This is a genomic window from Ruegeria sp. BI12 (assembly GCF_056537985.1).
The window spans coordinates 2,379,095-2,393,160 of the sequence record NZ_JBQFSL010000001.1; the positions used below are offsets into that span (position 1 = coordinate 2,379,095).

Genomic DNA, 14,066 nt, shown 5'->3' on the forward strand with positions numbered 1-14,066 from the left:
GCTTGTGATAACAGCGGTTCCTGGGGAAGTCGGTCCATTCATTCCGCGAAGTTCATTGCTAGCCTTTCCGAGAAAAAGCGCCTACTGACGGGCAGTGTCAACAATCTGTCGTCGGTACGGTTAGGGTTGTTTCGACGACCTCGGCAAATGTTGGCGCACGGGGAAAAGCTTTCTCTGACTTGGGTGGTTAGGTACCTCACCTGTTGGCGAATAGGTGAGATCCTCGATCTGTTGTTTACACCTCAACTCTTGATTTACCTGCGGTCGATGAATCATGTTCATCTACAAGGTAAATCTGACGCAATGAACACGAGGCCCTGAATGCGGCTTATCAGGATTTTTTTGACTATAGTGGTGGTGATCACAGTCGCCATTGTCGGGCTAAAGCTGGCGTTTCCACTTCCTGAAGAAAACATTTCTGAGCGAACACTGAAACAAGATGCCGACTGGACCGGGCCTTTAGGTGAAACTATTCAAAATGCTATCGAACGGAACCCAGGCCTGGATGGGGTGCGGCCTTTGGGTAATGGGCGGGCAGCGTTTGCAGCCAGAGCCATACTCGCAAGGGAAGCGACGTCTTCAATCGACGCTCAGTACTATATTTGGCAGGACGATGTTACGGGTCTGATGTTGCTCGATGAGCTCAGGGCAGCGGCCGAACGCGGCGTTCGGGTCAGATTACTTGTCGACGATAACGGCATCTCAGGTATGGATAACTTGCTTGCCGAACTGAATGCTCTGCCCAACGCGCATGTGCGTATTTTCAATCCGTTTACACTGAGAAACCCCAAGCTTTTGTCTTACGCATTTGACTTTGGTCGTTTGAACCGTCGTATGCATAACAAGTCGATGACTGTAGACGGCGTCGCCACAATTGTTGGGGGCCGCAACATTGGCGACATCTATTTCGATTACGGGGCTGGAACGCACTACCTAGATGTAGATACGATAGCCATTGGCCCAATTGTCGATGAGGTGTCGCAGTCATTCGACGCGTATTGGAACAGCGCGTCCTCTTACGACGCAGCCCTGTTTCTGGAACCCTCCTCGGAAAAAAGCCTTAAATCCAAGGCGGATACCGCTCGGAAAACCGCTGTAGGCGCAGGCTACCAAAAAGCGATTCAAGACAGTGAGCTCGCCGACCGGATAGCGGCGCATGATCTGAAATTCGAGTGGAGCGAAGTTACCCTTTTCGTCGATGACCCGGCAAAAGGTTTGGGCGAAGCAGAAAGTGAAGACTTGATCGTCGAGCAACTGATCAAATTCGCTAACGACTCTCGAACCTCGCTGGACCTTGTTTCAGCATATTTCATTCCCGGCGACCGAGGTGCGGAAGTCTTGCAAGGACTGGCTGGTTCCGGAGTTAAAGTTCGTGTCTTGACCAACTCTTTGGACGCGACCGACGTGATGCCGGTTCATGCGGCCTACATGCGGTACAGGGGAAACTTGTTGAACAGCGGTGTAGAGCTTTTGGAGCTTCGAGCTTTGAGACAGGAACATCGCGAACGAAGCCTGCCGGAGATGCTCGCAGGATCGGCATCGGGTCTGCATGCAAAAGTATTTGGATCAGATGAAGAGCGGATTTTTATTGGCTCATATAATCTGGATCCCAGATCGGCGCGATTGAACACTGAAATGGGGCTCCTGATCGAGAGCCCAACGATTGCAGCATCTCTCGCCCAGGAATTGGACAGACCTGAATTTTCTTACCGCGTCGAGCTGAATGAAGACGGCGAAATGATCTGGCTGCAAGAAGAACAGGACGGAACGGTCACCGTTCATACAGTGGACCCTGAAACGAACGGCCTACAGCGCGCCCTGACGACGGTCGTAAGGTGGCTGCCGGTCGAATGGATGCTTTGACCACGCAGCAAGTTCGGTTTTTTGAACAGCTTATCCCAATCGCGATACAGGCCTATTTTTGGCTGGATTTGCCTTAGATCGTAGGTGTTGCAGCCGCAAAAAATAATAACATCTGCATTTGTGTTAACTTGTTTGGAATTATGCAAAGCAAATTGGGAGGGAAAAATGAATTACAGAATTGGATCCACAATTGCGGCAGCCGTGTTTGCTGCGACGGCAACAACGCTTTACGCACAAGATGAGCCGCCTATGAACTTCCTCATTATATGGGGGGATGACATCGGTTACTGGAATATCAGTGCCTATAACCATGGAATGATGGGTTATCAGACACCCAATATCGACCGAATAGCTCAAGAAGGTGCGCTTTTCACAGATTGGTACGGAGAGCAGTCTTGCACTGCGGGTCGTGCAGCTTTCATCACAGGGCAGTCACCCATTCGCACGGGCCTCACCAAAGTCGGCCTGCCGGGTGCGCCTGAGGGTATGCCCGTTGAAGATCCTACAATTGCTGGCCTTTTGAAAAACCACGGATACATGACCGGCCAGTTCGGAAAGAACCACTTGGGCGACCGGGATGAACACCTTCCCACCAATCACGGTTTTGATGAGTTCTTTGGCAATCTTTATCACTTGAACGCCGAAGAAGAGCCCGAAAACCCGGATTATCCGAAGGATGAAACCTTCAGACAGAATTTCGGCCCAAGAGGGGTCATCAAATCAACGGCCGATGGGTCGATTGAAGACACTGGCCCGCTGACAAGAAAGCGCATGGAAACCGTTGATGAGGAAGTCACTGCCAGCGCGTTGGATTTCATGGATAGAGCCGTTGAACAGGACAAACCGTTTTTCCTTTGGTGGAATTCCACACGCATGCACATTTTTACGCATCTCAAAGAGGAGTCTGATGGAGTAACAGGCCTTGGGATTTATCCCGACGGCATGGTGGAGCATGACGGGCATGTCGGTGTGCTCCTTGACAAACTTGATGAGCTCGGAATTTCCGAAAATACTGTTGTGATGTACTCGACTGATAACGGTGCCGAGACATTCACATGGCCAGATGGCGGGACAACGCCCTTCCGTGGAGAGAAAAACACACAATGGGAAGGCGGTTATCGCGTCCCAACGGTTATCAAGTGGCCGGGCGTTATCGAACCAGGATCCAAGATCAACGGTGTAGCCTCACACGCTGACATGTTGCCGACGATAATGGCGTCTGTCGGTGAACCCGATATCAAAGAGAAGCTGCTTTCAGGCGGCGTAGAAGCCATCGGTCGCCAATACAAGGCGCATTTGGACGGCTATAATCTTCTGCCTTCTTTCTCCGGAGAAACCGATGAATGGCCTCGCAGTGAGTTCATCTATTGGACCGACGATGGTAGTGTCGCTGCCCTGCGTTACGAGCAATACAAAGTGACATTCCTGAAGCAGAACGCTCATGGTCTCGATGTCTGGCTTTCACCGTTTGAGGTTTTGCGCGCACCAATGCTTTCGAATTTACGCAGCGACCCATTTGAGAGAGCCGAGGAAGAAAACGCAATGGGTTACCAGCGCTGGTTCCTTGAGCATATGTTCGCGATAGCTCCTGCTGCCGCCTATGTTGGGCAATGGTTGCAAAGCTTTGAGGAGTTTCCGCCCAGGCAAAAACCCGGCAGCTTTAACCTCGACAACGTTATGGAGGAACTTACTAGCCGTGCTGGCAATCAATAGCTCTAACGGAACCCAGTGAGCTTGGTTCGCCAGCTTGAATTCAAAGACAACTCTGTCGAGTCTGGATACGTAATTCATCCCCTTGGACTGAAAACTAGTGCAGTCCAAGGGAGAAGATGAACGGCAGCTTTGTCTGCAATGTAGACGTTAAAGCAAGTTGCCGCGAACGACCGAATTGAGCCCAAACTGGACACTGGTTCGTTACGCAGCATTCATCAATTTGGGCGACAACCGGACATTCTCTTCAGACGCAAATTGGAGAGCCTTTCTATCGCAAAGCGATCATTCGGCTCCGACACGGTGGTGTTTGTCGGTTCAACCCCAACACCTTTATTGCCTAAGCGCTGTCGCCAACATCTTGAAAACTGCAAAATGAATTTTCCTCACAACTCACAAAGCGATGTGGTGCTTACCACACCACCTCAGATCATGTTTGGCCGGTTGAAAGACTGGAGACGCGTTGCCACCTGCTACGACAGACACCTAAAGGCCTTCCTTTCTGCCCTAGCACTCTAGTAACCGTTATTTATTGGCTATGAGGCCTAAGACCATCCTGGATAGTACTACCCCAAACCCATCGCAACCAAGGGCAATAATACACCCGACATAGCTATCGATACACCCATCGGATAGCCGGCTTTTGGCCGCAACGCGAGCCAGCGGCATTCCGGAAATCCAATTATCGAGCGGCTTGTGATCACAAACATCATGCCCACGACCATGGACAGGGTGAAAGTGTAAAAGAACAGCAAAAGACAGTAGCTGGGCACAAACAATGTCAGCGCGGCGATTGCCTTTACGTCCCCTCCACCCCACAGGCGTAGCGTGAAACCAAGAAAACCAACGACAAAAACGCCAACGCCGAAGACCGCACGGTACACCGTCTCGTGGAACGATAGAAACACGGGCGCGGAGAGGACAAAAGCGGCGAGCATCATCATCACCAGCTTATTGGATATCTTGAGGTTCTTCAGGTCATTCCATGCCATTGCAGCCAAAAGCGGAGTAATGACGATCAGAGGGGCGAGCTGCGCGACTTCAGGCGACATTTTCGCTACCCGCAGTTGGCGATTGGCGCTTGACCATCGGGGTCAGCAAATCATGGATCAATTCGGGTTGAGATGACGTTTCTGTTTTGACGTAGATATTGCGAAGATGTGTACGCAGTGTCGAAATTGAAATCGACAACTCGGACAACAAGGCGTTGTTGTTCAATCCCCGCGCCAGTAACAGGCAAACCCGATATTCCGAGCGACTCAGCCGACAAGGGTTGTCCAAAGACAAAATGCTTTTTGGTTCTTTCTTGATAAGCTTTCGGCGCGTGTTTTTCAGCTTCGCTTCGGAAAACCGACCAAGAGATCTTTTCTTCCAGCAATCCGACAGAACATGGCCCAGAACGCTCAGAATATCTACCACGGCCGAAGAGATAGGGTGGATGAAATGCAATTCCAGAAAGTCGGCGACACCATTTTGCCTTTCCAGCAAAATGGAAACGGACTCGTGAAATCTGCGAAACGCATAGAACTCTGACAGATGTTCGTATTCGGAAAGGTCATCGAGGTCGCCGAACCAAGCCGACCCCAGTTTAGCCCGGCTCATGTTGTTGCCGCAGATGGCAGGCGCGATGCAGAAGTCGAAACCGCTGAAACTGTCCGGCGTCTTGTGATTGGCGTCGTAGCTCAGCACTTTTGCCGAATTCTGATTGCCTTGCAGGTCGACCCGGCTGATTGCAACCACTTCCGCGTCAATCGCGCGAGCCGTTTCACGCAGTGCGTTTAGCAGTGGAACTTTCCCCTGAGAGGCCTGGCAAAGGACCGCTACGACCTTGAGAAGTTCTGAAGTTGGTGCCATTGCATCTGGCGCGAAACGATGCGCCGAAAACATACCATTCATACCGTTTAATATTGACCGAAACCCGATCAACCCTTTCGACAAAAGCCCCCACCCGTCGATTGTGTCTCGATTTTTTGTGTGGCTGGACTCCACTTAACTGCTTATAAGTTTAGTCTTATTTCCCTAAGTCGGGCAAAAAGTTTCGCAACAGGAGTTCTGTTTGTTCTCATTTTGGAAACGCGAATTGTTTGAACACGTTATTGCATTGGAACCGGGCACGAATTCTACGCCCCGAAGCCCCGGAAGTATCGAATCATCGAAGGTGCGGCGGTGATGATTATCAGCGTCGGCAGCATCAGCGCAGCCAGAACGGCGGACATCTTTACCGGTAACTGATTTGCCAGTTCCTGCGCCCTGGTTTCGCGGGAATCCCGCATTTCAGATGCATAGGTGGTCAGGGCTTCGGACATGCTCGTTCCATAGCGAATGGATTGCTGGACGACTGTGGCAAATGACTGGATTTCATCAACCCCCGTACGCCGCGCCATGTCAGACAGCGCGGTTGCGCGGGGACGCCCAGCCTGAATCTCGTGTTGTGTGTTCAGAAACTCAAAGGCCAGATCAGGGGAGGCCAGCGCCAGTTCGTTTCCGACTCGGGTCATAGCTGCATCAAAGCCTAAACCGGCGTGAAGCGAAATCTGCAACAGGTCGAGGGCATTTGGAAACGCGTCGCGGATACGTTGCTGACGCTCCTTACGGCGACGCTTCAGCCAGGCTGCGGGTAGAAAATATCCGACGGCCGTCAGCAAACCGATAAGCTGTATGGCGTTGGCTTTGCTGATGGATTCAAAAATGTCCGTAATCGGGCTGGGAACTGGAATGCCAGGAGTTCTTGAGGCAACAATGAGCAGACCCACAATCATCGGCACGAAAATCCCAAACCAAACCCGCGTCAGCGTATAGATCCGCAGGGCATTCCGGCCGGTCAACCCGGCCTGAATAAGCTGATCCTCAATCTTGCGCCGCTCAGACTCTTTGCTGGGTAGCGCTGCTCTAAAAAGGCCTTTTGGTGTAGCAATGGTTTCCCGCAACAGTCCACGGTCGTTGCGGGCCCCATATCTTTGGGCACGCAGTTTGGCGATGCGGACGGCCGCAGGATGGCGGCGGTTTAACGCCGAGGTTACAGCAACGAACACCAGCAAAACACCGAGGCCAAAGATGGTCAGCAGAATTGTTTCGGCTGGCAGACCGAAACGAAGCGACATGATTTCCAGCATATGTTCCATGAAACTGCCCTCAGATACGGAAATTGACGAGTTTGTGCAGGATGATGACGTTCGAGACCATCAGAACGACAACCAGCACTGCAAGTTTGATGAATGCGGGATCGTCACTGATATCGGTGTAATATCCCGGTGCGTTGATCGACATTACCCCCATGATCACCAGCGGAATGATCGACAAAAGAAACCCGGACAGGCGCCCTTCTGCGGAAATGGCCTTGATTCGCGCACGCAATGCAATGCGCCGTCTGACCACGGTAGCCAGAACGGACACGATCCGCTCCAGATTGCCACCAGTGCCGTGTTGGATTGCCATGCTTGCCGCCAGGTACTGTGCATCTTCCGAACCGACCCGGTCAGCAAAGTCCTGAACCGCGTCGGGCAATTCGTCGCCAAAACTGATCTGGTCGAAAATGATGCCGAACTCGGACCCGATAGGGTCTTGCATCTCGTCTGCAACGGCTTTGATCGAGGTGTTGACCGGGTGGCCAATTTTCAGGCCACGCGCCATCAACTCTAGCGCATCGGGCAACTGGCTGGTCAAAGCTTTTTGGCGTTCAACCTGCCGCGATTTCACCACCAAAGCCGGCATGACCACACCCAGGACGAGTGCGATCGGGGCCGTCTGCCAAGGCGGCAGAAACATCATACCGGCGGTTGCGATCGCCAAGGTACCAAACAGGCAAAGCAGCACAAAATTCTTCGCTGAAACATGCAGCCCCGCCTGAACTAGCGTATCCGGCAAGTTCCCAAAAAAAGGGATCTTCGCAAAAAACCCTGTCTGGGTCTCGGGAAGCAGCAAGGCGAGCCGATCTTCATCGGTAACGCCTTGCCGGACCATGCGCATTCGGCGGTTGCGGGCCTCGGAGTGGTTTTCACCGCGACGGGCAAAGTGGAACACACCGGTAATCAGCATGAAAATTCCGACGAAGACGCAAGCGAGCGTCAGATAGTTAAGAAGTTCGGCTGTGTTAATACTGGTCATGCCTCAGCCTCCTGATACTCGGAAGGTCTCGGGTTCGAGATCGACGCCAGCGGCTGTGAGCATGTCATAGCATTTCGGGCGAATCCCAGTGGGAACAAACTTACCAAGCACCTCGCCGCTTTCCGCGCGGCCTTTCTTCTGGAACACGAAGATGTCTTGCATGGTGATGATCTCACCTTCCATCCCGGTTATTTCCGAAATGCTGGTGACGCGGCGCGACCCATCCGCCAACCGCGACAGATGCACAATAAAGTGTAGCCCCGACGCGATCTGGGATCGAATGGCTGCGGCGGGAAATTCGATACCCGTCATCGTGACCATCTGCTCCAGACGGCCCAATGAATCGCGCGCCGAGTTTGCATGTACAGTCGTCATCGAGCCATCATGACCCGTATTCATGGCTTGAAGCATGTCGAAGGTCTCCGCTCCGCGAACCTCTCCGACAATGATCCTGTCGGGGCGCATACGCAGCGCGTTTCGCACCAGATCACGCTGAATTACCTGGCCGTCGCCGGACGGGGATGGCGGGCGTGTTTCCAGTCGCACAACATGCTCCTGCTGGAGTTGCAGTTCGGCTGCGTCTTCAATGGTGACGACACGCTCGCCATGGTCGATATACGAAGACAGGGCGTTCAACATCGTTGTCTTACCCGACCCCGTCCCGCCTGCAATCAGGACATTCAGGCGCGCAAATACCAGCGATTGCAAGAACCGTGCGGCGGCATCGTTCAGAGCGCCATTTGCAACCAGCTTTTTCATTGTCAGTTTCGACTGGGCGAATTTTCGAATTGAAACACTGGGGCCGTCAATCGAACACGGGCGGATGATTGCGTTTACACGGCTGCCATCTTCCAGCCGGGCATCCACCCAAGGCTGGCGCTCATCCACGCGTCGGCCGATCTTGCTGACGATCTTGTCGATAACACGCAACAGGTGCTTTTCATCCCGGAACCGCACCGGAACGCGTTCCAGCAGGCCAGAGCGTTCGACATAGACCGTCTGATAACCGTTAACCAGAATGTCATTGATAGTTGGATCAGCCAGCAATGGCTCCAACGGGCCAAAACCCAGAATTTCGTCCAGAAGTTCTTCGACGATGCGGTTGAAGTCTTCGGTATTCAGTGGCTTGCCCGCTTGGGATAAAGCGCTGCCGACAACCCCGGCGACTTCGCGCCGCAGCACGTCTTTTTCAACCTTTTCGATCACTGCAAGGTTCAAGCGTTCCAGCAAAGCCTCGTGCAAAGTGCTTTTGAGCTCAAGCCAATCTGCCAGTTCTGTATCTTCGGCGGCAGTGTCTGGCTGAATGTCCTGGGCCTGCGGTTCGGCACGTTGATTCAGCTGGATAATTTCAGCGTCATTGGCTCGCTCGGTACGTGTAAACTTTTCAAACATCCCTTAGACTCCAATTAAGCTGCGTTGTTTCTCAGATCGGTTTTGCCGACCATCGTTTCATTCATGATTTTCCGACCCATCGTGCGTATCGCCTTGGACAAGGCACAGCTGCCTGAGGCTTGCGACAGCAATTGCCCCCGATCCAGCGCCTGCTTTGCGTGGCGCGCGTCGCTTGGCAGCCAGAACCGCAACTCGCGCTCCAGTGCCTTTTGGGCTTCGACATGTTGGCTTGAACGGAATGTCGGTTTCGTTTCCTGGCTGATAACGATCTCAACCGGAGGTTCGAGCCGCTCTTTTGTGAAGAATTCGATCATACGGCAGGACTGGCGCACCGAAGAGACCGAGCTGTCGCCCACCATCAGCATCCGGTCCGACGCGTTAACAACTGCACCCAGCCAATCGACCAGCACCCGAGGCAGATCAATGACGACAAAGTCGAATTCCAGACGCAGAGTCTCGATCAGCGCGCTGACCTGTTCGCGTGTCAGAACATCCAGAGGAATGAATTCTTCGGGAGCGCTCAGGACTTCCAAACCGGATTCATGTTGCACCAGAGATTGCTGAAGGAACGTCCGGTCCGGCATGACCCCATCCTGAGCCATTCTCAGAAGCCCCGAGGAGGGCTGCAAGTCCAAGGACGTTGCGACCGTACCGAATTGCAAATCCAGATCGACGACAGCGACCTTGTTTTGCGTCTTTTTCCGGAAGATGCCGGAATACCCCTGCAACTGGTCGGCCAGATTAATAGACAGCGTTGACGCACCGATGCCACCGCGGGCCGGGCATATGCTGATGATCTGTCCCAATCGCTGCGGTTGCGGCGCATAAATGGTGGGCAACAAAGATTTGTCGACCGTCAGACGCTGAATCTGCTCGGCCAGTTCGTCCTGCCCGATGGGATAGGGCAGAATCTCATCGACGCCCGATTTGTTCAGCGCACGCACTTCGGTCAATGAGATGTCACGGTCGCTAAGTGCCAGCAACGTGCCGCGCGAACCGGCGCTACGACGAAGATCGCTGACAGTTTCCAGATCCAACTCACCTGAAAAGCTGAACACCAGCAGATCATTTTCACCCATCAGACCACAGGCGCGGCCGTTTACCGAAGACAATGTTCCGGAGTGCGTCTCGAGCGAAAGATCGTCGAGCCGGTCGACGGCCTGGGCGACTGAATTCTTAATCGCCTCATTATCAGAGATAAGGGCTAATGATTTTTGAGTCATTTTTCAGCTCCCATGGTTAGAAATTCAACCGTTGACTCCGCTGGCGAGGTCTTCGCCAGGAAGGGTTGCGCTAAAGTCGGAAAATATCTTGAAGCCCGTTGTCGCGGTGGTCAGCGCATCGGTTTGCGGCGTGGAACCGCCCAAAACCAGCGCTGCGATCGAACCCAACGGAGAGACAAACCGGAACGGAAGCTCTTCGATTGTCACTGTGACCATCGGTACATAGGGGCCACCCAGGAAATTCATTTCCGGGTCGAAGTTGTAAGTGAACGTGATGTTGCTTTCGTCAAAAGTTGCGGTGGGATCGTTGGGAACGGCAAACTGAAGCATGTTCCAGATGTCGGTCACGGTGGTCTGGGCAGCTGCATTCGCGGGGGCCGCACCGGTGCATATGGTGGTGGCCGGTTCGACACAGACGCCAGCAGCGAAACTGCAATTGGTTCCGAACCGCGGGCCGGTGATATCGGTATAGGTGCCTCGGCTGTTGGTTGTCGGAACACCGCCACATGCGGGTGGCATCACTGCAGCCATCCGAGCGGCGACCTGTGCTGTTTTTTCAGCGGCCACATAGTGGAAGGCCAATCTGCCGAAATCTATCAGGCCCAGGAAAATCAAAAGGAACAACGGCAGGACAAAGGCAAGCTCAGTGACCGTCGACCCATCTTCCTGACGGCCAAGTCGTGACATTTCGCGGGTTATCTTGTGAATGCGGCGGATCATGGTCCAAACACCCGGCTGCGATCTGTGATCGTGGTTTGGATCTGCGCCGTTGCCGAGCCTCCAACCAGTTGGAACACGGGCGTAAATGGCAGATTTGAAATTGTCAGTGACGCGGTCAGTACGGCAACCGGTGTGGGCGAAACGCGGTATTCACCTGCGTTGCCAACGCATTCGAGGGACAGAGAGTCTAGACCAACAGCAATGTCAGTGGTCGAAAGCGACGTCAGTGTATTTGAGACAGCGGTTTGAAAATCGCCGATAACAGCGCTTGGCGAGGCAGTGCACAGGTCCGACGGGGCGATCCGACCAACATAACGGGCAGTGTCCCGAACCCCCGTGATCGCATTTTGATAGGACCAGAAAATCCGCCCCCCTTCGACGATCAGGGCAAATGTCACCAACAGGATCGGTAAAAGGATCGCGAATTCGACCAACGCCGCGCCGAACTGGTCATTGCGGAACCGGTTGAGGGTCTTTCTGATATGACGGGATGCACCAAACATGATCATTACTCGTACAGCTGAACCAGATCGTGAACGATGCCGCCTACTCCGGCGCCGCCAATGCCGTCCGAAACGGTCTGAATGACTTCACCATAGATGACCGCGTTGGCACCGGTGCTGCCGGATTCAGAGGGGCGGATCAGAAACATCTCGATAAAACTGGTGACCGGAATGGTGCCCGATCCGCCGTTAAGCTCGTCCGCAAAAGTTGCGCAATCGATACCGGCGACGGTGATGACACGGCGCGTAGGATCTGCACGACCGGCTGACGCGGGTTGGCACGAAGGCATGCTGCTTTCAGCTTTACCACCAGCGGTCAGGATAGCTTCCAGAGCGGCCTGGTTGGTGACCTCAGCATTGTAGATGTCGTAGCGGGTGCCACCAGTCGGGAACCATGGCGGAATACCGGTTGGGAGAGGGCCGCTGAAATCTGCGCCATAGTTGATGGTCAGATATTCGGTAAGACCAGCAGTGAATACGCCATTGCCAATACGAGGCGTCGGGCAAGTGCCACTGGCAAAACAATCGTCAAGCGGCAAACCAACGGTCGCGGACGGATCAAGGGCACCGTTTGAATCATAGCTAGGCGACGGCTGGCTGGTACAGTTGTTTCCATTGCCCGAAGTGATCCAACCGTCCAAGACATGCGGAGAAGAGGCAAAATTGTCGACGTCGTAGCGCGAACCGTTACTGAACTGTTTGGCGCTGGATTCAAACCGGTCGAAGCGTGTGTTAAAGCCCGCGATCATGTTACCCACGCTCAGACCCGGTCTGGTTTCAACGCCTCTTTGGCTGAAGCACATGGAAACAGCGCGCGACGCGGCCAGAGCACAAGAATCTTCCTGACCGTTTGGTGCAGGTTCGCAGGCACCAGACGCGTCGATGGCCAGATTCTGATTAGAAGACAGAAAACCAAAGTTTCCGGGACCCCAATGGCCATTGCCGCCCTGACTTACCATCCTAATCAATTGGCCCTCGGTCATATCGAGGCTAGGTTGCGGCAGGCAGATGAACATGGGGGTGATGTCGCAGGCCATCAGGGTGAACCCTGCCACAGCCTCGGCATTGACGCTGGAGAAGGGCTGCGCATTGCCCAACAAAGCCGCCGCTGCCGCTGCGAGCGGAGTACCAACCTCGTGCGTATCGACAGTCACCCGAACGAATGCAGCATTCGGTCCGCTGACCGGATCGGTCGAATCCAGCAGTTGCGCGGGTTGAGCTGGATCAGTCGCAGTGGTCGGCGGGTTTTCGTAAAACCGCAACTGGTAATCCGTTGCGCCGGACAACAGCTGATCCTTGTTCCGAACGCCAAAGCTTTGACGGTCGCGGATCATGTTTGCAGCCGCATTTGTGGCGCGGGTGATTGAATCCGGGCGACCATCAAGCTCCCCCGCAGCCGCAAGAGCAACATTGTCCGCAAAGCTCTGCAATTCCGACTGTGTGGTGGTCACCCGACCAATGTCGAATGCAAGGGCGGCCATACCGACCATGACCGACAGGGCCACCGCAACAAAGACCAGGATCGCGCCGTCTTCGGAGCTGCGGAATGGACGTATGAATTGAGCGAGGGACACGGTCGAGACCTTCATTGGTCGATTCAGTTGATGATGGATTCTGTCACTTCGGTGCCGCGGCGGACCCGAATAATCGTTTTGCGAACCGGTTCTTTGATGTCCCGCGCGACGGCTGGTTCATCAATCAGAAGATCGTTCAGTCGAGTCATGGTCAGCGTCTTATCCTCGGTGTCATCAATGGACCGCAAGGTCAGGCTCAGCCGACCGGCACGTTGCGCCAGAGCAAGGCGCTGAACTTGATCCGGGGTAACGGCGACGGTGACCGTGCGAGCAACAACGGGTTGGTCGGTCTGTTCATCAGATTCCTGATCAACACCGATGACCCTGATATTTTGCAAAATGGTGACGGCGTGCATGTCTCTTTTTTCGCCAGTGGTCATCACCACATCGACCCGATCACCCGGGGTAACAAAACCCCCAACGGCGGTTTCAGCGTCAACCTCAATGGCCATGGCGCGATGATCTGCGCCCAGCGTCTGAACGATGGTGACCTTTTCACCAAAGTCGGAAACCTTACTGTTCAGGATCAGTTCACCCTGAGTAATTGCGCGACGAGCGCGACGGGACGGCATGCTAGCCGCCGCAATCAGGTCGTCATAATCTGTAAAGACTCCCACGGGTACAGCACCGCGGGGCCAGTCAATGGTCGTCAGCGCGCCTGGCTCGATTTCTTCGCCAAACGAAATATCGCGCGACGCAACGACCACGCTCACCATCTCGCTCTCGGCCTCGACATTTGCGGACTGAGTATCGAATTGAATGTAATCCCGAGCGACGTAAACCGACCCTCCGGCTACGACCAGGCCCGTCAATGCTGTGAAAATGGCAGAGAGTCTCATCTGGTGCTCCTTCAGCTTTTTTTTGGCGTTTATCGAATGAACCGATCTGAGCGGTTGCACTTTGCCAGCGGATCAAGAAAATATTCCGGGACGATAAGCACGCGGGGCTGAGCGCACCGCGTGCTTTGTCTTCCGTCA

General features: G+C 54.0%; 12 protein-coding genes and 1 pseudogene. 3 read left to right on the top strand and 10 right to left on the bottom strand.

All coding sequences use genetic code 11. The features are described 5' to 3' along the window. Window positions 1-321 precede the first annotated feature (321 nt). From ACR0AK_RS11990 to ACR0AK_RS12000, 3 genes and pseudogenes are all read left to right on the top strand, one after another. The gene (locus ACR0AK_RS11990) at window positions 322-1,863 is read left to right on the top strand and encodes a phospholipase D family protein (RefSeq protein ID WP_480793454.1); all 1,542 of its coding nucleotides are present in this window, start codon (window positions 322-324) and stop codon (window positions 1,861-1,863) included. Between the two features lie 165 nt (window positions 1,864-2,028). After that, entirely contained in the window at window positions 2,029-3,576 is a 1,548-nt protein-coding gene (locus tag ACR0AK_RS11995; protein WP_480793667.1) for an arylsulfatase, read from the top strand. Between the two features lie 423 nt (window positions 3,577-3,999). After that, a pseudogene (locus ACR0AK_RS12000) lies at window positions 4,000-4,115 on the top strand (IS5/IS1182 family transposase); the annotation flags it as partial. A 24-nt stretch (window positions 4,116-4,139) separates the two neighbouring features. Here ACR0AK_RS12000 and ACR0AK_RS12005 read toward each other — a convergent pair. From ACR0AK_RS12005 to cpaB, 10 genes are all read right to left on the bottom strand, one after another. Beyond that, on the bottom strand, window positions 4,140-4,625 hold the full coding sequence (locus tag ACR0AK_RS12005; RefSeq protein WP_170558847.1) for a prepilin peptidase: 486 nt from the start codon (window positions 4,623-4,625) through the stop codon (window positions 4,140-4,142). Continuing rightward, window positions 4,615-5,427, bottom strand: a complete 813-nt coding sequence (locus ACR0AK_RS12010; RefSeq protein ID WP_480793455.1) for a helix-turn-helix transcriptional regulator — start codon at window positions 5,425-5,427, stop codon at window positions 4,615-4,617. Before ACR0AK_RS12010 ends, ACR0AK_RS12005 begins: the two co-directional genes overlap by 11 nt. Window positions 5,428-5,693: 266 nt before the next feature. Next, window positions 5,694-6,695 (bottom strand): type II secretion system F family protein, encoded by a 1,002-nt coding sequence (locus ACR0AK_RS12015; RefSeq protein WP_170558851.1) that lies wholly within the window; start codon window positions 6,693-6,695, stop codon window positions 5,694-5,696. 10 nt (window positions 6,696-6,705) lie between these two features. Beyond that, window positions 6,706-7,677, bottom strand: a complete 972-nt coding sequence (locus ACR0AK_RS12020) for a type II secretion system F family protein (protein ID WP_480793456.1) — start codon at window positions 7,675-7,677, stop codon at window positions 6,706-6,708. Between the two features lie 3 nt (window positions 7,678-7,680). Next, window positions 7,681-9,069: a TadA family conjugal transfer-associated ATPase gene (locus ACR0AK_RS12025; RefSeq protein ID WP_480793457.1), complete on the bottom strand. Its 1,389-nt coding sequence runs from the start codon at window positions 9,067-9,069 to the stop codon at window positions 7,681-7,683. Between the two features lie 14 nt (window positions 9,070-9,083). Next, window positions 9,084-10,292: a CpaE/TadZ family protein gene (locus ACR0AK_RS12030; RefSeq protein ID WP_480793458.1), complete on the bottom strand. Its 1,209-nt coding sequence runs from the start codon at window positions 10,290-10,292 to the stop codon at window positions 9,084-9,086. A 24-nt stretch (window positions 10,293-10,316) separates the two neighbouring features. Beyond that, window positions 10,317-11,012: a TadE/TadG family type IV pilus assembly protein gene (locus ACR0AK_RS12035; RefSeq protein ID WP_170558859.1), complete on the bottom strand. Its 696-nt coding sequence runs from the start codon at window positions 11,010-11,012 to the stop codon at window positions 10,317-10,319. Next, complete coding sequence (locus ACR0AK_RS12040) at window positions 11,009-11,515, bottom strand: TadE/TadG family type IV pilus assembly protein (RefSeq protein WP_480793459.1); 507 nt, start codon at window positions 11,513-11,515, stop codon at window positions 11,009-11,011. Before ACR0AK_RS12040 ends, ACR0AK_RS12035 begins: the two co-directional genes overlap by 4 nt. 5 nt (window positions 11,516-11,520) lie before the next feature. Next, window positions 11,521-13,104, bottom strand: a complete 1,584-nt coding sequence (locus ACR0AK_RS12045; protein ID WP_480793460.1) for a pilus assembly protein TadG-related protein — start codon at window positions 13,102-13,104, stop codon at window positions 11,521-11,523. 8 nt (window positions 13,105-13,112) lie between these two features. Continuing rightward, entirely contained in the window at window positions 13,113-13,928 is an 816-nt protein-coding gene (cpaB, locus tag ACR0AK_RS12050; RefSeq protein WP_170558864.1) for a Flp pilus assembly protein CpaB, read from the bottom strand. Window positions 13,929-14,066 lie beyond the last annotated feature (138 nt).